The following is a 19,767-nucleotide window of genomic DNA, read 5'->3' as shown; positions in this document are numbered from 1 at the left end:
GCGCCCCTGGCGGTCCATCATCTGCTCGCGCTCCGAGAGCCGCCCCGCCCCGCCCACGTCAGCGCCGGAGCGCCGCGAGCATGCGGTTGCGCGTCTCGTCCGTGATCCACGTTTCGACGGCCTCGTCGAGGCGCTTTCGATGCTCGGCGTCGGGGCAGAGATCCGTCTCGCCGCGGCCGCGCAGATCGCGCTTCGTGGCGACATACGCATCTCGAGGCAACGCCCCCAGCTTGGCCAGCCGATCGCGTGCATTCTGCACGGGATCCTCCGACAGCGCATCGAGCAGCCCCAGATCGAGCGCCGTGACGGGATCGACCAGCTCGGCGGCCAAGATCACGCGCTCGTGGTGCTGCACGGGGACGCGGCGGCTCACGATGGTGTGGATGCGCGGTGGAAAACGGACGCCGAGGGCGACCTCGTTCAAGCCGATTTTGAGGGCCGGATCGGCGGCTGCGACGCGGTAGTCGCAGCAGAGGGCGATGACGCAGCCGCCGGCAATGGCGTGGCCGTTGATGGCGGCTGCGATGGGGCCCGGGTAGAGGTACAGGGCCGACATGAAGTGATCGAGGCGGTCGAGGAACATGCGCATCGCAGGTCCGTCGAAGCCGGTGATGGTCTTGAGATTGAGCCCGGCGCAGAAGGTGTTGTCGCTCCCGGTGATGAGCACCGGGCGACCGTCGGCCTCGCGAAGCTGCTCCAACACGAACGCCATGAGCGACGTGTCGATCGCGTTCTTCGCCGGGTGCGCGAGCTTGATCTCGAAGACCATTGAATCAATCTCGTCGATACATCGTAATCACGCAAGCGCCGCCCAGGCCCAGGTTGTGCTGGAGCGCCACCTTCGCGTCCGGCACCTGACGCTGATCGGCTTGGCCGCGAAGCTGCCACACCAGTTCCGTGCATTGTGCAAGTCCGGTGGCGCCCAGCGGATGACCCTTGGAGAGAAGGCCGCCCGACGGGTTGGTTACGTATTTGCCGCCGTAGGTGTTCTGGCCTTCCCAGATGAACTTCTCCGCCTCGCCCTCCTTGCAGAGGCCGAGCGCCTCGTACGTGAGCACCTCGTTGGCCGTAAAGCAGTCGTGCAGCTCGACCACGTCCACGTCCTTGGGGCCCACGCCGGCTTGCTCGTAGACCTTGGACGCGCATTTCACGGCCATGTCGTAGCCGACCATTTTGATCATGCTGTCGCCGAAGCTCGACGCGTAGTCGGTCGTCATCGCCTGCGCCGCGATGTAGACGGGCCGCGAGATGCCGTGCTTCTTCGCGAACTCCTCCGAGCAGAGGACGGCCGCCGCCGCGCCGCAGGTGGGCGGGCAGCACTGGTAGCGCGTCAGCGGATCGAACACCTCTTGCGAGGACATGATCGCGTCGAGCGAGAGCACCTCGTTGAAGATGGCGTACGGGTTCTTGCTGGCGTGCTTGCGCGCCTTCTCGCTGACCTTGCCGAAGGTCTCCTTTTTGGTGCCGTACTTCCAGCGGTACTCACGGCCGGCGCCGCCGAACATCTGCGCCGCGAAGGGCGCGGAGTTTACGCCCTGCACCCTGGCCATCACGCCCGCGTGCTGCTCGAGCGGGTTCACGCGGTCCGTGAACTTGGACCCGAGCGCGCCCTTCTCCATCTGCTCGAACCCCACGACCAGCACACAGTGGGCGCCGGCCTCGATGGCTTGCCGCCCCAACATGAGCGCCGTCGAGCCGGTCGAGCAGTTGTTGTTCACGTTGAAGACGGGGATGCCCGTGAGCCCCACGTCGTAGATGGCGCGCTGCCCGCACGTGCTGTCGCCGTAGACGTAGCCGGCGAAGGCCTGCTCCACGTCGTCGTAGGCCACCTTCGCGTCCTCCAGGGCCGCGCGCGCCGCCTTGGAGGCCATCACATTGTACTCTTCGCTCGCGCCCGGCTTCGCGAACTTCACCATCCCGACGCCGATGACATTGACCCGCTTGCTCATGATCCATCTCCCGAGGTTGTGACTTCGCGTTGCTTCAACCGAGCTGCTTCAAAAAACCGAGCTTCTGCGCCGCGCGCAGATCGCCGTCCACGCGCAGGCGCCCCCGCTGGAAGAGCGACGGGGCCTGCTCCGTCCCCTTCACCAGCGCCACCAAGTCGGCATCCGTGAGGGTCAAGGTGGTCGTCGCCGAGGCATCGGTGCCGCTCTTGACCGCGCCGGCGCCGTTCTTCAAATCGACCACCCAGGCGCCGCCGGGCTCCTGAATCTGGAACTGCAGCACCGCGCCCACCTCGTCGACCAGCGACCGGTTCTTCGCGATCAGCGCGTTCAGCTTGTCGAAGATCCCCGCCGCCTCCGAGGGCTTCGCCGGAGGCGCCGCGGCCGCAGGCGCCGCCTCCGCGGGCGCCGCCGCTGGCGCAGCGCCGTTCGAAGCTTGGGCCGGCGCGCTACCACCGCCTGCGCGGGCGCGCGCGGCGTCGAGCACCAGGTTCGGATCGAGCTTCTTCAGGAACTCGAGCTTCTGCGACGCCATGACATTGCCGGAGATCTTGAGCTTCCCGCCGAAGTACAGCTTCTGCGGGTCCGCCTTGCCGGTGCACATATCCATGAAGTCGAGGTCGGCGAGCTCCAGGGTGCAATCGGCGTTGCCCTCGGTGCCCGCGGCGACGGCGCCGGCTCCGTTCTTCAAATCGAGGGTCCAGCTGCTCGCCGGATTGGTCAGCACGAACCGGAACACCGTCTTGACCTTCGCCGCGAGCTCGGGGTTCTTCTCGATGTGCTTGGAGATGCCGGTGAACACGTCCGCGCTGGTGGGCGCCGCCGACGATGACGCGGCCGCGGGGGCCTCGGCCGAGGCGGCGGGCGCCGGCTTGGCCTTGGGCAACGGCTGCGGGATCTGCTCGAACAGCTCGATGGCCGCGCGGCTGATGACCACCTTGTCGCGCTCTTGCACCTTGCAGTGGAAGATGATCTTCTGCGCGATCCCCTTGGCCCGGTCGGCCTCGGAGACCTCGCCCTTCCACATCTCGGTCACCAACGTTTCGCCGGGGAATACGCTCTCGGCGAAGCGGACCTTGATGCTCCGGAAGTAGCGCGGATCGCCGCCGGGGGCGAAGGCGCGGATCACGTGGCGGCCCACGTAGCCGAAGGTGCAGAGCCCGTGCAGGATGGGGCGATCGAAGCCAAAGGCCTTCGCGAAGTTGGGGTCGGCGTGGAGCGGGTTCCAATCGCCCGAGAGGCGGTAGAGGAGCGCTTGGTTCTCGGGCACCTTCTCGGTGACCACCGCGTCGGGGGCGCGCTCGGGCGGGGTGTTGGCCTCGCTGCTGGTGCCGCGAGGGCCGCCGAAGCCGCCCGCCCCGCGCACGAACGTGGTCAGCTCGTTGACGATGAGCTCTTCGCCGTTCTCGTCGTAGCTCTTGATCTCGGTGACGACCAGGGCCGCCTTGCCCTTGTCGAAGATGTCCTTGATGCGCCCTTTGTGAACGAGCTTGGCGTGGGTGGGCAGCGGGCGCTTGATCTCGGTGTACTGCTCGCTGTGCAGCACCCGGTCGAAGCCGTAGTTCAACCCCGGCCCCTGCTTTCCTTCTTTGGCCAGGGACAAGAACGCGCTCAAGGCCGGCGCCACGCCGAAGGTGGGCAGCGCGTGGAAGCCATCGCCGTGGAGCTCGTACACGAGCTGCAGCTCCTTGGAGTCGAGCGGATCTTTGCCCGTCGCGCCCACGCCCAACGCGTAGATGGCGACGTCGCGCTCGTTGTACGACGATTCGACGGGCGGGAGCTCGGCGCCGAGCGCCAGATCCACGTCGATGAACTCGTTGCCGCCGCGGCTGGGGCCCGCCTGCACATTGGTGAGGATGGGCGCCATGGATTCGTTGACATTGGCCGGGTGGTCCGCCTTTTCGAAGGAGACCACGTCGTCCCACGACTGCTTCAAGGTCTCGGGGGTGATGGAGCGACCCACGCGGAAGGTCTTTCCCTTGGTGCGCTCCCAGCGAAGCTTGCCGAAGAAGCCGCCGCCGACCTCGTAGAGGCCGCCGTTTTCGCTGCAGTCCTCGTGGCAGAGCCAGGCGACCAGCGGGGTGACGTACTCCGGCTTGAGGGCGTCGATGAGCTCCTTCGGGAGGATGGTCTCCGTCATGCGCGAGCCGGCGATGGGCGCGATGGCGTTGACGTGCACGTTCTTCTTCGCGCCCTCGAGGGCCAAGGTTTGGGCGAAGCCGACGAGCCCCAGCTTGGCGAGCGAGTAGTTCGCCTGGCCGAAGTTGCCGTAGATGCCGGCCGCGGAGGCGGTGACGATGACCCGCCCGTAGCCCTGATCGCGCAGATGAGGCCACGCGGCGTGGGTGACGCGGAAGGCGCCGAGGACGTGCACGCGGTAGATGAGATCCCAGTCCTCCTCGGTCATCTTGGCGAAGCTCACGTCGCGCAGGATGCCGGCGTTGTTGATCACCACGTCGACCCGCTTGAAATGGTCGAGCGCGCTCTGCACGATCTTCGCGCCGTCCTCCACCGAGTCGTAGTTGGCCACGGCCTCACCGCCGAGCGCCTTGATCTCCTCCACCACTTTGTCGGCCGCGGCGGAGCTCTTGCCCCCGCCCGTGTGGCCTCCCCCCAAATCGTTGACGACGACCTTCGCCCCGCGGCTGCCGAATAGGAGCGCATGCGAGCGCCCCAGGCCGTTGCCCGCGCCGGTGATGATCACGACTTTCCCATCGAATCGAAGCTCGTTCGCCATGGCGCTCCTCAAAACTGTTCGAAGGCGGATGTTTCGTACACAAAGTATTCGATTCTGGCCGCAGGTCAAGGCACCCGTGCGGTGACTTGGGCAGCTCGAACGAGCGCCGGTGGCGCGAGGGAGCGCGGACGCGTGATAGGCTTGCTTCCATGGACGTTCTGAAGGATTTGCTGGCTTTTCTGCGCCAATCGCCGACCCCGTACCATGCGGTGGAGAGCGCCGTGACCCGTCTGGAGGCCGCGGGCTTTCGCCCCCTGCTCGAAACGGATTCGTGGAGCGATCTCGCGCCCGGCAAGTACTTCGTGTCGCACGGGGAGAGCGCGCTCCTTGCGTTCATCATTCCCTCGTCCCGCAACGTGCGGGGCTTTCGCATCGTGGGGGCGCACACCGATAGCCCCAACCTGCGACTCAAGCCGAAGCCCGAATACAAGAAGGAAGGCTACGCGCAGCTCGGGGTCGAGGTCTACGGCGGCGCGCTGCTCAATTCGTGGCTCGACCGCGATTTGTCCCTCGCGGGCCGCGTGCTCGTGCGCGGCGAAAAAGACGCGATCGTTTCGCGCCTGGTGCGCTTCGATCGGGCGTTGTGCCGCGTCCCGCAGCTCGCGATCCACCTCGATCGCGACGTGAGCGACAAAGGGCTGGTGCTCAACAAGCAAGAGCACCTCGCGCCCATCCTGGGGCTGGCCGATGGCTCGGCCGACGTGGTCGGGCTCTGTGCGCGCGAGCTCCACGTGGACCGCGCGCACATCGTGTCCACCGACTTAATGCTCTACGACATCGTGGCGCCCACGGTGGGCGGCGCCGACGGGGAGTTCCTCTTCTCTGCGCGGCTCGACAACCAGGCCATGTGCCACGCGGCCATTCTGGCGCTCATCGACGCGGCGGCGCGCGCGGACTCCTCGGACGTGGTGCCCTTGGCCGCGCTCTTCGATCACGAGGAGGTGGGGAGCCAGAGCGCGACGGGCGCGGGCTCGGCGTTCTTGCCGCGGGTGCTCGAGCGCATCGTGCTGGGCTCGGGCAAATCGCAAGACGATGTGCACCGCGCCTTTGCCGGATCGATGTGCGTCTCGGCAGATATGGCCCACGCGGTGCACCCCAATTACGTGGAACGGCACGAGCCGCGGCATCGCCCGGTGCTCAATGGCGGGCCGGTGATCAAGGTGAACTCGCAGCAGCGCTACGCGACCTCGGCCAAGACGGCCGCGCTGTTCGCCGATCTTTGCCGCGCGAGCGATGTGCCGGTGCAAAGCTATGCGCACCGCACGGATCTTCCGTGTGGCTCGACCATCGGGCCGATCACGGCCACCAAGCTGGGGATTGCGACGGTGGACGTCGGCAACCCCATGCTGAGCATGCACTCGATTCGCGAGCTGGGCGGGACGAAGGATCCGGAGCGAATGACCCGCGTGCTCGCGCGGTTCTACGGGGTGGCTGAAATCTAGGCAGTCGAGGAGCTCGCGCAGCTCAAGACGTCTTGGCGTCGCCGCGCCCGGGGTCTCCGTCGGGCGTGTGGCGCGGGTCCACGGCCTTGCCCATCGCGTGGTAGCCCTTGTCGACGTACAGGGTGGTGCCCGTGATGCCGGAGGCCAAGGGGCTCACCAGGAACGCGGCGGCGTTGCCGACTTCGTCGGCGGTCATCGGATCGGTGAGCGGGGCGTTGCTGGAGGCGTAGTCCACCATGGCATCGATATCGATGCCGATGGAGCTCGCGGCGCGCGAGGCCCAAGGGCCGGCCGAGATGGTGTTCACGCGAACCCCGTATTTGCGCCCCGCCTCGAAGGCGAGCACGCGCGTATCGCTCTCGAGGGCGGCCTTCGCGGCCGACATGCCGCCGCCGTAGCCGGGCATCACGCGCTGGCTGGCCAGGTACGAGAGCGAGACGAAGGCGCCGGCTCTCTTCATCAGGGGTGCGAAGCGCTGCACCATGGACACCATGGAGTAGGCGCTCACGCCGATGGCGTCGAGGTAGCCGCGGCGGCTGGTCTCGAGCAGGGACTTCTTCACCTCGGGGCCGTTGGCCAGCGAGTGCACCACGATGTCGAGCGGCTGCGCGCCGAAGTCGTTCGTGAGCTGCGCGGCCAAGCCCGCGATCGAAAAGTCGCCCAGCTCGCGGTAACGCTTGTTCTCGCGCACGTCCTCGGGCACCAAATCGAAGGTGTCGAACGCCGCGTCGAGCGCATAGATCTTCTCGAAGTCGAGCAGGGTTCCATCGGCGAGCTTGCGCGACGCATCGAGCTTGCCGCGCCGCAGAAGCGTCTGAAAGATCCCGAGCGCAGGCGGCCATGTACCGACGCACACCTTGGCGCCCGCCTCCGCCAGCGCTTTGGCGATGGCAAATCCAAATCCGCCATCGTCCGCGACCCCGGCCACGAGCGCCCTTCGCCCCGTTAGATCGATCTTGAGCATGGCCGAGGTATCGCCGCACTTCGCGCCCGGCGCAAGGAGGACATGCTCGATTTCGGACGAATTCGACGGCGCGGCGCGCGCGTTCCGGCCTTGCATCGAGGCCCGCACATCACGCGGGAAAAGCGGACCGCCGCGTGCGCGATGTCGCCGCGGCGAAGTGGCTCATCGAACCACTACACGTGCGGGATCAGATGCGCGACCCACGCGACGCCGGTGGCCGCGAGCGCCGCCAGAACCACCACCACGGCGGCCGTGAGGGTGCTGTTCGGCTTCTTCATGGCCGCCGCCGAACCATGGGCGCCGGCGACCGCAGGGCGGAGTTGGGCGTGCGCGGCGTTGTAGCCTGCGGGCTCGGACCCGGGAACGGCGGAAGCGACGGGCATCGATGACGGAGGGGCATCGGGCGACGGAAGTGCCGACATGCGCATCGTGCCGCCGGGGGCACCTCTTCCACCGTTGCCGCCACCGAGATCGCCGCCGCCCGGTACACCCCCACCGAGATCGCTCGAGACGCGTGCGGGGGGGTTCGGGTTGTGGCTGGGACGCGTCGAGGGGAGCGGCTGCAGCGGGTAGCGCGGCTGGCGCGGGATCGGTGTGGGCGGGCGCGGGGGCTCGTCCAGATCTTCGAGGGCGGAGAGGTTGCCCTCGCTCAAGGCGTCGCCGGGGAGCGCGCCCGTGAGGGGATCGGCGCTGCCGGGGAACTCACCGGTGCCGATCTCGCTCATCCAGCGCGAAGGATCTTCGAAGTCGCCCAGGTTGAGCGGCGCGGCCTTGGGGCTCGCGTGCTTCGACTCGGGGGCGCTGCGGTCGTCGTCCTTGAGCGAGGTGAACTCGAAGAGCGCCTCCTCGATGAGCTTGTCGATGATCGACGGCTGCTGCGGCCGGATCCGTTGCTTGTCCCGGACGGCCACGGCCACCAGGGTCTCGACGTCGAAGGAGCTCACGGGCTCGGCGAGCCGGAACATGCAGCTCGCCAGATCCCTCCCCAGCTCGCGCGCCGATTGGTAGCGGAGCGAGGGATCGCGCGCGAGGATGCGGTTCACGATCCGCTCGAGATCGGGGCGCACGTAGCGATTGAATTGGCTCACCGGCGGGATGACCGCCTGCTGCACTTTTTTGACGGTCTGAAAGTCCGTCTCGCCCAGAAAAAGACGCTGGCCCGCGAGCAGCTCCCAGAGGATGATCCCCACGGCGAAAATGTCCGTGCGGTGATCCACGTCTTGTCCGAGGGCGGCCTCGGGGGACAGGTAGCTGAATTTGCCCTTGATGATGCCGGGCTCGGATTTTTCGAGCTGCGAGTTGGCCTTGGCCAGCCCGAAGTCCACGATCTTCACCTCGCCGTACTTCGTGATGAGCACGTTGGGCGGCGACATGTCCCGGTGGACGATGTTGAGCGGCGCGCCGTTGGGATCGCAGAGCTCGTGCGCGTAGCTGAGGCCTTTGCAGATCTCGTGGGCGATGAAGACGGCCGCGGGGACCGGGAACTGCTTGCCCTGCTTCTTCAGCGACTCGGCGATGGTCTTGAGGTTCGCCCCGTCGACGAACTCCATGACGATGAAGTAGGCGTTGTCGCCCACGCCGATGTCGAACACTTGCACGCAGTTCGAGTGCGAGAGGTGCGCCGAGAGACGCGCCTCGTCGAGGAACATGGAGATGAACTTCTTCTTCTCGGACAGATGCGGCAGAACGCGCTTGATGGCGACTTGCTTCTTGAAGCCTTGCAAGCCCTCGCTCTCTGCACGGAAGACTTCCGCCATCCCGCCTGACTCGAGCTTCTCGATGACGCGATAGCGTTGTGCCGAATCCGACATGCTCCTTGATAGCGTGCCATCCGCAGGGACCGAGGGTCAAGCGCTGCCAACTCGGTTTAAAGGCCCATCCTGCTCGCCCGTTCCGTTTTCGATCCCCGCCCCGCGAAACCCCCGCCCACCCCGGGCGCCCGCGTGGAACCGGTCCTCGAGCGTGCTCGCGCCCGCAAATGATTCGCGCGAAAAGATCCTTGTCCGTTTGGTGCGGCGGCTGGTACGCCCAACGGAAGCGACCGGAGGTCCGCTTGCGGCGGCCTCCCTCCAACGCGGCGTGGATGCGCCCACTTCCCCGACTTTTCGCCTTTCTTGCCGTAAACGTTGCGCTTTTGGGCGCGGCCTCGCGGGCTCTCGCCCTGGAGCCCGAGGTCACCAGCGATACGTCCGCGCAGTTCTACGATGTGCGCAGTCCTACGGGGCAGACCATCGTCGCGCGGCGCCGGCTGACCACCACCCTGGGCGTCGGCGCCTACGATCTGCTGGGAAACCAGGCTTCCCCCGACCGCCTCGGCAAAAAACCGCTCCCCGAGCTCACGTTTCGCGCCCGCCTCCGCTACGACGCCGACTACGGACCGGGCGGCGGGAGCGAGGATCCGAACAACAACGACCTCTTGGTGCCCGGCTTTTCGCGCGGGCCCGTCGACTTGATGTACGCGTACATCGAGGGGCGAAAGTTCGCGGGAGGGTGGCTCGGCTTCAAGCTGGGGCGGCAGTACGTGGTGGATTCGCTGGGTTGGTGGTCCTTCGACGGCGGCTTGGTCCGGGTGACCACACCTTTCTATTTCGCGCTCGAGGGCTACGGGGGCTTCGAGGTGCGGGGAGGTATGCCGCTCTCGAGCCCGCGCTTCGAGGGCGCCGGTGTCTGGCGCGGCGATCGGGGCGGCTACGATCCTTCGCTGTACCCCGCCTTTCAGCCGGCGCAGATCGCGCCTGCCATGGGCTTTGCGCTGGAGAGCACCGGCTTTACCTGGCTCCACGGCCGGTTCACGTATCGAAGGGTGTACAATACAGGTGGATCCAGCGTCTCCCAGTTCACCAGCGGGCTACGGCCGCCGGTCGACTACGATGAGACGCGCATCTCGCAGGAGCGAATCGGCTACGGCGTCGACGGCACCTTGCCCAACGTGGGCGGCGCGCGCGCGGGGTTCGCGTACGACCTTTACATGGCCAAAATGGCGAACATTTTCGGCTCGATCGACGCGTTCGTCACCCCCCGGCTCACCCTCAGCCTCGACTACGACTACTACTCGCCCACCTACGACGCCGACTCGATCTGGAACTTCTTCGCCGGCTCGCCGACCAACGACATCGCGGCGCGCGCCAGCTGGGACATTCGCGACGATCTGGCGGTGGCCGGGCGCTTCAATGTGCGTGTATTCCAGACGCAGACGTCGAGCTTCCATGCGAACAGCTCGCCCAACATCAACCCGAGCGCCGACGCCAATGACTATCCATCCAGCGGCGCCACCTTCGACGAAGGCGGTTATTTGTCGGTGACCCAGAAGCAAGGCGAGAACGTGCACGGCCTGCGCGCCAATGGAAACTTCGGAAAAGAAGGCAATCGGATGGGCGGCGATCTGTTCGTGAACCGCGTGTACGACGGCCGTTATCTGTTCGAGGGGCGCGGCTCCATCTGGCACTGGGACGATCGACTGCGGCCCGATCGGGACGCCACCAGCTATGGCTTCGTGGCCGCCGTGGGCTACCGCATGGCGCCGCGCTCCAAGGTGCTGTTCGAGTACCAAGCCGATGTCAATCGCCTGTCCGGCGTGCGCAGCCGCGCCATGATCTGGCTCACCGTGGCGGTGACCCGGTGATCACGAGACCCGCGCGACCCTTGGGCGGCGCCTGGCTTCTGGCCGTCTTTCTGCTGCTGGCGGCCACGGTGGCCATGGCGGGAGGGCCTTCGCGAACGCGGGACGCGTGGCTGCCGCCCGGAAGCGTGGCCAACGATCCCGGCCCGAGCCGGGTGATCTTTCCGCCGCAGCAGCTCACGATTCGCTTCAATCACAAGCTGCACCTGGCGCAAGGCGCCACTTGCAAGACGTGCCACGCGCGGGCGCTCACCAGCGCGTCGGTCCAGGACCATCTGCTGCCCAAGGGCGCGACGTGCGACGCATGCCATCGCTCGGACCACGCGGATTTGAACAAGGTCCGGCCCGGGGATGACCTTACGGGCCAATGCGCCTTCTGCCACATCGGCTACAAAGAGTCGGACGGCAACACGGTCGCGCGGATGGTGATGCCCCGCGCCAATATGGTGTTCGACCATCAGAAGCACCTCGCGCGCAACATCCAGTGCGGCCAATGCCATGGGGCGGTCGACCAAGTGGAGATGGCCACGCGGGACCAGCTGCCGCGGATGCGCGGTTGCTTCAAGTGCCATCAAATGCCCGATTCGGCCGCGCGGGGCGATGCCAAGAGCGATTGCACGACCTGCCATATTGCAGCCAATCCGCGCAACCCCGCGGCGCCGGCGCGCAACGCAGCCGTTCGCGCCGACAATCCCTCGGGGCGCATCCGTACCGTGTTCGCATCGGGCGTGCTCGAGCCACCGCGCTGGCTTCACAACGCGGCGCACACCCCGGATTTCATCGAGCGGCACAAATACGTGGCGGGCAATGATTCGCAGTTCTGCGCGAACTGCCACCAGGAGGACTTCTGCGTCGGTTGCCACGATGGGCGGGTGCGGCCCAAGAGCATCCACCCCAGCGATTACATCGCGATGCACCCCATCGAGGCGCGTCAGGCAACATTGCGATGCACGAGCTGCCACAACGAGCAAAGCTTCTGCCTCGGATGCCATCAGCGGGTGGGGGTGAGCATGACTGGTCCGCTGGCGACCCGGGAGCTCGGCCGCTTCCATCCGCCCAAGGGGATCTGGAGCGATGCCCCGCGAAAACCGGGCCATCATTCGTTCGAGGCCGAGCGGAACCTGAACGCGTGCGTGAGCTGCCACGTGGAGCGGGACTGCGTCGTATGCCACGGCGGGGCGGGCATCGGAGGTGGTTTCAACCCGCACAGGAATGGGTTTTCAGGAGGGTGCGCGACGCAGATGCGCAGAAACCCGCGCCCTTGCTTCGTTTGCCATCTGCCCGACGATGGAGTCCTTGCCCCATGCCGCTGAGAACGCTGCTCTTTTCCTTGCGTCGGCTGCTGTGGGCAGCGTATAGCGACATGTCCGGGGGCCGGGTTAGGTCGAAGGAGGAGCCACGTGAAAGAGCTTGTGCGGTACCTACTCGAGAATCTCTACCTCGATTTCCAAGGGGAAATCACCTTGGACACGGTCCGCCAGTTTCTCCGCGGCGACGAGAGCCGGGAGGCCAAGCAGCTCTTGGCGAAGCTCATCGAGGACAAAGGGGTCGACGATTTGCTGATCACCTTGGCCGACTGTCTGAAAGAACACATCCGCACCGGCATCAACGAGCAGACCGTCCGCGAGCAATTGTCCCTCTATTCGGAGAGCTGAGACCGCCGCGTCATCTCGTTCGAGGTCGAGTTCGCGCTTTCTTTCGAGCAGCTCGAGCATTTCGAGCAGGCGTCCCCGCGCTGGCCGTGGCGTTCGCCGCGGCTGCTTGCGATCAGGGCCATCAAAGCGATCAGCCGACGGCAGGGCCGTACGTGCACCTGGTCGCAACCAATGTGGGCTCGTTCAACGGTAGCCCCGAGAAGAAGCTGCCCCCCGATGGTGCGGTGCTCCTGTCGTTCGACCGGCTGCTGCTGCCCTCGACGGTGATCCGGCAGTCGATCTTCATCATCGATGCCTTCGGCGACGCGCTCTCCCCGACGGTGCAGTACGATCCGGTCACGCGCATCGTCACCTTGGGCCCCCCGACCCAAGGCGAATGGTTGGTGCGAAGCCAGCCCTACAAGCTGGTCCTGGCCATTCCCAACGGCAACGAGGACACGAACGGCGTGCGCGCCATCGACCGCGCCCCGCTCGATCCCACGTCGCAGCGCGTGATCTCGTTCTTCGTGAGCGACACGCCCGAAGGTCTGCCCAATACACCCCGCTACGATTTTTGCACCGACGTGCTCCCCATCTTCCAACGTCACTGCTCGGCATCGCAGTGCCATGGGTCGGGGGCGGACGGTCGCGGGCTCCGTGCTGCTACCGGGCTCGTGCTGGACACCCCGGTCGGGGTCGAGGCGACGGCCATCGGCCACACGAGCCGCATCGTGGCCGTGACCTCCAACACCGGACCGCGCGGTCGTCCTCGTGCTCCAGGCCGGCAGTTCGGGGTCGACGTTCCGTTGGTCGATCCGCGCGCACCCGGCAACAGCTGGCTCCTCTACAAACTGCTGATCGCGCCTCCCCCGCCCCCGGGCACTCCGGCGAGCCACCGCCTCAAATGCGACGGCAGCCCGGGAACCGCTCCGCAAGGCCACGTCCCTCCGCCCGTCCCCATCGCCGATCTCTCCGACGACGAGCGCGCACGCCTATCCGAATTCGTGGGAGGCAATGTCATGCCCTACCCACCGAACCCCGGCACCGGCGACCGCAGCGAGAACCTCTCATTCGACGAGCTGCAGCGAATCAGCGGCTGGATCGATCAGGGCGCGGTGCTCCAAAAATGCGCGTGCGAGAAGTAGCCGTCGCTCGAACGAGACTCCAATCCTGACCGGTCCGCCCGCTCGAAGATCCGGAGGATCCATCGAGCCTTTGCACCCCTGGCGTCCCTTGCGCCCTGGCGGTTAATTCCCGCACTCACAACGCAGCCCGCACGGCCCACGGCGGATCATCGCAACCACGAATCGCGGCGCCGGCGCCAACCTCGAACGGCACCAAAACGACTGCACCCTGGCGGCCCTTGCGCCCTGGCGGTTAACTCCCGCACTCACAACGCACCACGCACCGCTCACCGCAGCGAAACCACCGCAACCACAATCGCGGCGCCAGCGCCAAATTCGAACCGCACCAAAACGAAAAGCCCGGATAAAATCCAGGCTTTCTCGTTACGTCGCAACGAACCGCGCTCGTCTCGAGCGCGAACGCCACTTAGACGCGGCGACGCTTGGGCGGACGGCAGCCGTTGTGCGGAACGGGCGTGACGTCGCGGATGAGGGTGACCTTGAAGCCGGCCGTCTGCAGCGCACGAAGCGCGCTTTCGCGACCTGCACCCGGTCCCTTGACGAAGACGGCGATGGAGCGCATGCCGTGATCCATGGCGCGGCGCGCCGCTTCTTCCGCCGCGAGCTGCGCGGCGAAGGGGGTCGACTTGCGCGAGCCCTTGAAGCCGCGGGAGCCGGCGCTGGACCAGGCAATGGCGTTGCCGTTCACGTCGGTGATGGTGACGACGGTGTTGTTGAACGTCGACTGGATGTGCGCAATCCCCGTCGCGACGTTCTTCTTCACCTTGCGCTTGGTGCCCTTGGCTTTGGGACCCGAGGCGGCCTGTGTATTCGTGCTCTTCGCAGTGGCCATGACGTCTTCTTACTCGCTAGCTGGATGAGGGAACGTGAATCAGCTCGTCTTACGCGCGCGGGACAGGACGCCCTTGCGCGGGCCCTTGCGGGTGCGGGCGTTGGTGTGCGTGCGCTGTCCGTGAACCGGCAGCCCCTTGCGATGGCGCAGCCCGCGGTAGCAGCCGATGTCCATCAGCCGCTTGATGTTCGTCTGCACCTCGCGACGGAGGTCGCCTTCTACCTTGTAGTCGGTCTCGAGCAGCTCGCGGATGCGCTTGATCTCGGCTTCCGTCAGCTCCTCGGTCTTCTTGTTCGGCGGGATGTTGGCCCGCGTGCAGATGACGCGCGCGAGCGCATGGCCCACGCCATAGAGGTACGGGAGAGCAAACGCGATCTGCTTGTGACGGGGGAGGTCGACTCCGGCGATACGAGCCATGTGTGTTCCTTAGCCTTGACGCTGCTTGTGACGGGGATTTTCGCAAATGATTCGCACGACACCTTTGCGGCGCACGACCTTGCACTTATCGCAAATTTTCTTGACGCTCGGACGAACCTTCATGGCGAAAACCTTTTATCTCGTTCCTTCGGGACAGGATGAATGATCACTTGTGTCGGTACGTGATCCGTCCCCGGCTGGGGTCGTACGGACTGACTTCCACGGTGACGCGGTCACCGGGCAAAATTCGGATGTAAAACTGCCGCATACGACCGCTGATGGTCGCAAGTACGACGAGCCCGTTATCACACTTCACACGAAACATCGCGTTCGGCAGCGCCTCTTGAACGACGCCGTCGAACTCGAGCTTGTCGCCCTTGGGCTCCTTGCGCTCGCGTCTTTCACTCATGCTCGTTCGGCTCGTCCTTTATCCAGTGAGATTCCCAACGCTGCAAACACTCGTTCGGTGACTTCTTCGACCGTCCCCACTCCGCTGACCCGCTTCAACTTCCCGCGCTTCTCGTAGAACGGAAGGAGCTCGGCAGTCATGGCCTCATAGGTGCTGAGGCGCTTGACGACGACTTCTTCCTGATCGTCGGGACGGTGCTCGAGCTCCGCCCCGGCGGGAGGGGGGTTGTACTTCAAATGGTAAATCTGTCCAGTGCGTTTATCCGTGCGGCGCAACACAGCGCGCTCTTGGAGGAGCTCGGACGGCACGTCGATGGCCAGAACCACGTCGAGCTCGGTGTCGTGCTTGCCGAGCACCTTGTCGAGGCCGGTCGCCTGGGGCGCCGTGCGCGGAAAACCGTCGAGGAGGAATCCGGGCTTGCAGTCGGGCTCTTCCACCCGCGCATCCACCAGATCGAGGACGACTTCGTCCGGCACCAGGCCGCCCGCCGCCATCTTCTCGACCAAATCCTTCGGCAGCTTGCCGGCCGCCTTGGCCGCGCGAAGCATGTCGCCCGTCGAAATCTGCGGGATACCTTGGTTCGCGCAGATGATTTTCGCTTGGGTGCCTTTACCCGCGCCCGGAGGTCCAACCAACACGAGTCGCATGATTAGACGTCCCTTCTGCCGCGGATGCGGGTGGCCTTGCCGCCCGAACCCGACAGCCCTTCGTAGTTGCGCGTGATGAGGTGCGCTTCGATCTGGTTCACGGTGTCGATGGCGACGCCCACCACGATCATGATCGAGGTCCCACCCCAACGAAACGGAACGTGAAATGCTTCGCTGATGATCGACGGTACGATGCAGACCGCCGCCACGTAGAGCGAGCCACCGAAGGTGAGCCGCGACATGACGTGGTCGATGTAATCGGCCGTTTGCTTTCCCTGGCGGATGCTGGGGATAAAGGCCTGCTGCTTCTTCAGATTGTCCGCCACATCGACCGGCTGGAAGGTGATGGCGGTGTAGAAGTAGCAGAAGAAGATGATCAGCCCGACATAGAAGACGTTGAACACCCAGTCGCCGCGTTGGAGCGCCGTCTGGAGCTGCGCCATGCCGGGGATCTTGAAGTTCGCGAGGGTGGCCGGGAACATCAGCAGCGACGAGGCGAAGATCGGCGGAATCGTTCCCGCCGTGTTCACGCGCAGCGGCAAGTGCGCCGTCTGGCCCCCGTACACCCGCCGACCCACGGTGCGGCGCGCGTAAAAGATGGGGATGCGGCGTTGCCCGCGCTCGAAGAACACGATGGTGGCCACCGTGGCCAAGACGACCGCGGCGACCGCCGCCAGGTTCAGCGGCTGGATGTTGCCCTTGTTCGTCGCGAAGTACTGAAACAGGCCGCTCGGGATGCCGTCGACGATGCCCGCGAAGATGATGAGCGAGATGCCGTTGCCGATGCCCCGCTCGGTGATCTGCTCGCCGACCCACATCATGAACGCGGTGCCGGTGGTGAGCGTGATCACGCTCATGATGCGGAAGCCCCAGCCGGCGTGCACCACCACGTCACCCACCCGAGCGCTGTCGGACAGGTCCTGGTTGTTGAGCGCCTCGAGGCTCATGGCGATGCTGAAGGCCTGCACGACCGACAGAACGATCGTGCCGTAGCGCGTGTACTGGTTGATCTTGCGCTGGCCTTGCTCGCCTTCCTTCCGCAGCTCTTCGAGCGGCTTGAAGACCATGGCGAGGAGCTGGAGCACGATGCTCGCGCTGACGTAAGGCATGATGCCGAGCGCGAAGATCGAGAGGTTCCCGAGCGCCCCGCCGCTGAACATGTTGAGCATGCCGAGCAGGCCACCGCCCTGCTTGTTCACGACGGCCTGCATCACGTTCCGGTCGACGCCCGGGATGGTGACGAAAACACCGATCCGGTACACCGCGAGCATGACCAAGGTAAAAAGGAGCCGTTTGCGCAGCTCGGGTACCTTGCCGATGTTCGCGAAACCGGAAAAGAGTGCCATAGAAGGAGCTTTCGGTCTGCCGGCTATGCCGAGACAGAGGCCTCGGCGCCGAGAACGATCGCCTTGCCCCCCGCCTTTTCGATCTTCTCTGCTGCGCTCTTGGAGAACCGGTGAGCCGTCACGAAGACCGACTTCGAGAGCTCTCCATCACCGAGGATCTTGATGCGATCGACGGGGCCCTTGATGAGGCCACGGTCGCGCAGCGCGGTCTCGTCGACCTTGGCGCCTGCCGCGAACACTTCGAGATCGCTCACGTTGATCTCCGCCGTCTTCACGGGGAAGGGCGGGTTGAAGCCGCGCTTCGGCAAGCGGCGCGCGAGCGGCGTCTGGCCGCCTTCGAAGCCGTGCTTGATGCCGTTGCGCGCGTACTGGCCCTTCTGGCCGCGGCCTGCGGTCTTGCCGAGGCCGGAGCCTACGCCGCGACCCTTGCGGGTCTTCGGGCGGCTCGCGCCGACGGGCTTGACGAGCTTGGAGAGTGTATCAGCCATCGACTTCCTCCACCGTCACGAGGTGCATCACCTTCTTGATCGCCCCGCGGAACGACGGCGTGTTCTTCACCGTCACACTGGAGCCGGGTCCCCGAAGGCCGAGCCCCTTGATCGTCAGACGCATCGTCTCGGATTGACCGATGACGCTGTGGGTCTGGCGAACGACGAGATTCGCTTTCATCGCGCTTACCTTCAGCCTTCGCCGGCGACCGCTGCCGCCACGTTGGTCGTGGACTTACGGTCGGACTGGTAGATGTCGTTGACTTCTTTGCCGCGCTTGCGCGCGATCTGCTCAGCGCTCTTGAGCGACTTGAGCGCCTTCACGGTGGCGCGCACCACGTTGTGCGGGTTCGCGCTGCCGATGCACTTGGTGAGGATGTCGTGGATGCCCGCGCTCTCCACCACCGCGCGCACCGCGCCGCCGGCGATAACGCCGGTTCCCGCCGTGGCGGGACGGAGGAAGACGCGACCCGCGCCGAAGTGGCCGAGGGTCTCATGCGGAATGGTGACGCCGGTCAGCGGCACCTTGAAGATGTTCTTGCGGGCCTGATCGTTCCCCTTGCGGATGGCCTCGGGAACTTCGTTCGCCTTGCCGAGGCCCACGCCCACGTGACCCGATTCGTCTCCGACGACGACGAGCGCCGCGAACGAGAATCGCCGGCCGCCTTTGACGACCTTCGCCACGCGGTTGATGTGGATGATGCGCTCTTTGAGCTTGTCTTCGTCGATTTGATCGAAAGCCATGTTGGTTTCCTGCTCTTAGAACTCGAGGCCGCCCTCGCGGGCCCCATCGGCGAGAGCGCGAACACGCCCGTGGTAGAGATAACCGTTGCGGTCGAAGACGACCTTGGCGATTCCCTTGGCGAGGAGCGCCTTGGCGACCGCTTGTCCGACCCGCTTTGCGTCGTCGATCTTGGTGCCCTCGGCGCCCTTGAGCCCCTTGGCCAAGGTGGACACGTGGGCAACCGTGTTGCCCGTCGCGTCGTCGACGGCCTGGGCGTAGATGTGCTTCGCGCTTCGGAAGACGGTGAGGCGCGGACGCTCGGAGGTGCCGCTGATTTTTCGGCGGATACGGAGCTTGCGGCGCTCCCGTCCGACAATCTGCATGGCCATGATTCAGTTCCTCTTACTTTCCGCCCTTGGCGCCGGCCTTACCGGCCTTCTCGCGAACCTTCTCGCCCTGGTAACGAACGCCTTTGCCACCGTAAGGCTCCGGCGGACGAAAACCACGGATCTTGGCCGCCGTCTCGCCCATTTTTTCTTTGTCGGCGCCCGTGAGCACGACCAAGGTGCCCTTGGAGTCGCCCGGGATCTCGACCTTGATGCCGGCCGGGATCGGGAAGTTGACCGGGTGCGAGAAGCCGAGCGACAGGTTGAGGACCTGCCCCTTCAACTCCGCACGGTAACCGGTGCCGACCAGCTGCAGGGTCTTCGTGTAGCCCGTGCTCGTACCCACCACCATCGTATTGATGAGGGCGCGAGCGAGGCCCTGGAAGCGCGCGCCGTCGCGACCGGGGATGGTCGGCAGCACGGTGAGCGCTGCGCCCTCGATCTTGACGGAGACGTTCTGCGGGAGGGCGCGCGACAGCTGACCCTTCGGGCCTTTGACGTCGACGGTGCCGTCCTTGATGGTGACGGTGACGCCCTTGGGGATGTCCACCGTGCGCTTGCCGATCCGGGACTGACGAAGTCCTTCGATCGTGCCAGAAGCAGCTTGAATCGCTTGCTGAGTCATCACCAAACCTCGCAAAGGAGCTCGCCGCCTACGCGCTGCTTGCGCGCATCGCGGTCGGTCATGACGCCGCGGCTCGTGCTGAGGATCGACACGCCGAGGCCCGAGCGGACGCGCGGGATGCGGTCATGGCGAACGTACACACGACGGCCAGGCGAAGAAACGCGACGGAGGCCGTCGATCGCGCTCTGGCGATCGCGCCCGTAGCGGAGGACGAGCGTGAGGGTGCGGGGCGCCGCCGGGTCATCGGGCTCGCTGACGCGAACGTCGTCGAGGAAACCTTCGGCCTTGAGCACCTGTCCGAGGTGCTCCTTGAGGCGCGAGTGCGGCATCTCCACGCGGTCGTGCCGCGCGAGGGCGCCGTTGCGGATACGGGTGAGCATATCGGCGATCGGATCGGTCATCATGA

Annotated in this window: 22 protein-coding genes; 5 read left to right on the top strand and 17 right to left on the bottom strand. The window is 65.8% G+C overall.

Features of this window, described 5'->3' with window-relative positions:
• Positions 1-58 precede the first annotated feature (58 nt).
• From LZC94_06615 to LZC94_06605, 3 genes are read right to left on the bottom strand one after another with little or no spacing between them, the layout of a single operon-like run.
• Entirely contained in the window at positions 59-769 is a 711-nt protein-coding gene (locus LZC94_06615; protein WXB16940.1) for an enoyl-CoA hydratase/isomerase family protein, read from the bottom strand.
• 4 nt (positions 770-773) lie between these two features.
• Complete coding sequence (locus tag LZC94_06610; protein ID WXB16939.1) at positions 774-1,949, bottom strand: lipid-transfer protein; 1,176 nt, start codon at positions 1,947-1,949, stop codon at positions 774-776.
• 34 nt (positions 1,950-1,983) lie between these two features.
• Complete coding sequence (locus LZC94_06605) at positions 1,984-4,683, bottom strand: SDR family NAD(P)-dependent oxidoreductase (GenBank protein ID WXB16938.1); 2,700 nt, start codon at positions 4,681-4,683, stop codon at positions 1,984-1,986.
• Between the two features lie 149 nt (positions 4,684-4,832).
• On the opposite strand from LZC94_06605, the gene LZC94_06600 reads away from it, so the two are divergent.
• Complete coding sequence (locus LZC94_06600) at positions 4,833-6,125, top strand: M18 family aminopeptidase (GenBank protein ID WXB16937.1); 1,293 nt, start codon at positions 4,833-4,835, stop codon at positions 6,123-6,125.
• Between the two features lie 22 nt (positions 6,126-6,147).
• Here the strand turns inward: LZC94_06600 and LZC94_06595 are convergent, their stop codons facing one another.
• Together LZC94_06595 and LZC94_06590 are read right to left on the bottom strand one after the other, a co-directional pair.
• Positions 6,148-7,185, bottom strand: coding sequence for an enoyl-[acyl-carrier-protein] reductase (locus tag LZC94_06595; GenBank protein ID WXB16936.1), 1,038 nt, complete (start codon positions 7,183-7,185; stop codon positions 6,148-6,150).
• Between the two features lie 77 nt (positions 7,186-7,262).
• The gene (locus LZC94_06590) at positions 7,263-8,900 is read right to left on the bottom strand and encodes a serine/threonine protein kinase (protein ID WXB16935.1); all 1,638 of its coding nucleotides are present in this window, start codon (positions 8,898-8,900) and stop codon (positions 7,263-7,265) included.
• A gap of 272 nt (positions 8,901-9,172) precedes the next feature.
• Here LZC94_06590 and LZC94_06585 point away from each other — a divergent pair, with 272 nt between their 5' ends.
• From LZC94_06585 to LZC94_06570, 4 genes are all read left to right on the top strand, one after another.
• On the top strand, positions 9,173-10,711 hold the full coding sequence (locus LZC94_06585) for a hypothetical protein (protein ID WXB16934.1): 1,539 nt from the start codon (positions 9,173-9,175) through the stop codon (positions 10,709-10,711).
• Positions 10,708-12,021, top strand: a complete 1,314-nt coding sequence (locus LZC94_06580) for a cytochrome c3 family protein (GenBank protein WXB16933.1) — start codon at positions 10,708-10,710, stop codon at positions 12,019-12,021. The genes LZC94_06585 and LZC94_06580 overlap by 4 nt, the downstream gene beginning before the upstream one ends.
• Before the next feature lie 87 nt (positions 12,022-12,108).
• Positions 12,109-12,363 (top strand): hypothetical protein, encoded by a 255-nt coding sequence (locus LZC94_06575; protein WXB16932.1) that lies wholly within the window; start codon positions 12,109-12,111, stop codon positions 12,361-12,363.
• A gap of 86 nt (positions 12,364-12,449) precedes the next feature.
• Positions 12,450-13,487: a hypothetical protein gene (locus LZC94_06570; protein WXB16931.1), complete on the top strand. Its 1,038-nt coding sequence runs from the start codon at positions 12,450-12,452 to the stop codon at positions 13,485-13,487.
• 406 nt (positions 13,488-13,893) lie between these two features.
• On the opposite strand, the gene rpsK is transcribed toward LZC94_06570, so the two are convergent.
• From rpsK to rpsH, 12 genes are read right to left on the bottom strand one after another with little or no spacing between them, the layout of a single operon-like run.
• Positions 13,894-14,319, bottom strand: a complete 426-nt coding sequence (gene rpsK / locus LZC94_06565) for a 30S ribosomal protein S11 (GenBank protein WXB16930.1) — start codon at positions 14,317-14,319, stop codon at positions 13,894-13,896.
• A 39-nt stretch (positions 14,320-14,358) separates the two neighbouring features.
• Entirely contained in the window at positions 14,359-14,736 is a 378-nt protein-coding gene (rpsM, locus tag LZC94_06560; protein WXB16929.1) for a 30S ribosomal protein S13, read from the bottom strand.
• A 9-nt stretch (positions 14,737-14,745) separates the two neighbouring features.
• A complete protein-coding gene (gene rpmJ, locus LZC94_06555; GenBank protein ID WXB16928.1) occupies positions 14,746-14,859 on the bottom strand; it encodes a 50S ribosomal protein L36 in 114 nt (37 codons plus the stop codon).
• Between the two features lie 43 nt (positions 14,860-14,902).
• Positions 14,903-15,145, bottom strand: a complete 243-nt coding sequence (gene infA, locus LZC94_06550) for a translation initiation factor IF-1 (protein WXB16927.1) — start codon at positions 15,143-15,145, stop codon at positions 14,903-14,905.
• A complete protein-coding gene (locus LZC94_06545) occupies positions 15,142-15,792 on the bottom strand; it encodes an adenylate kinase (protein WXB16926.1) in 651 nt (216 codons plus the stop codon). The genes infA and LZC94_06545 overlap by 4 nt, the downstream gene beginning before the upstream one ends.
• 2 nt (positions 15,793-15,794) lie before the next feature.
• Positions 15,795-17,138 carry a preprotein translocase subunit SecY gene (gene secY, locus LZC94_06540; protein ID WXB16925.1) on the bottom strand — a complete coding sequence of 448 codons (1,344 nt, stop codon included), beginning with the start codon at positions 17,136-17,138 and terminating at the stop codon, positions 15,795-15,797.
• A gap of 23 nt (positions 17,139-17,161) precedes the next feature.
• Positions 17,162-17,626 (bottom strand): 50S ribosomal protein L15, encoded by a 465-nt coding sequence (rplO, locus tag LZC94_06535; protein WXB16924.1) that lies wholly within the window; start codon positions 17,624-17,626, stop codon positions 17,162-17,164.
• Positions 17,619-17,807, bottom strand: a complete 189-nt coding sequence (gene rpmD / locus LZC94_06530) for a 50S ribosomal protein L30 (GenBank protein ID WXB16923.1) — start codon at positions 17,805-17,807, stop codon at positions 17,619-17,621. The genes rplO and rpmD overlap by 8 nt, the downstream gene beginning before the upstream one ends.
• An 11-nt stretch (positions 17,808-17,818) precedes the next feature.
• On the bottom strand, positions 17,819-18,370 hold the full coding sequence (rpsE, locus tag LZC94_06525; GenBank protein WXB16922.1) for a 30S ribosomal protein S5: 552 nt from the start codon (positions 18,368-18,370) through the stop codon (positions 17,819-17,821).
• A gap of 15 nt (positions 18,371-18,385) precedes the next feature.
• Positions 18,386-18,739 carry a 50S ribosomal protein L18 gene (rplR, locus tag LZC94_06520; protein ID WXB16921.1) on the bottom strand — a complete coding sequence of 118 codons (354 nt, stop codon included), beginning with the start codon at positions 18,737-18,739 and terminating at the stop codon, positions 18,386-18,388.
• A gap of 13 nt (positions 18,740-18,752) precedes the next feature.
• The gene (gene rplF, locus LZC94_06515; protein ID WXB16920.1) at positions 18,753-19,361 is read right to left on the bottom strand and encodes a 50S ribosomal protein L6; all 609 of its coding nucleotides are present in this window, start codon (positions 19,359-19,361) and stop codon (positions 18,753-18,755) included.
• Entirely contained in the window at positions 19,361-19,765 is a 405-nt protein-coding gene (gene rpsH / locus LZC94_06510; GenBank protein ID WXB16919.1) for a 30S ribosomal protein S8, read from the bottom strand. The genes rplF and rpsH overlap by 1 nt, the downstream gene beginning before the upstream one ends.
• Between the last annotated feature and the right edge of the window lie 2 nt (positions 19,766-19,767).

Source organism: Sorangiineae bacterium MSr11954, assembly GCA_037157815.1.
Classification (GTDB): domain Bacteria; phylum Myxococcota_A; class Polyangia; order Polyangiales; family Polyangiaceae; genus Pendulispora; species Pendulispora albinea.
This window is presented reverse-complemented; position numbering and strand designations above follow the sequence as displayed.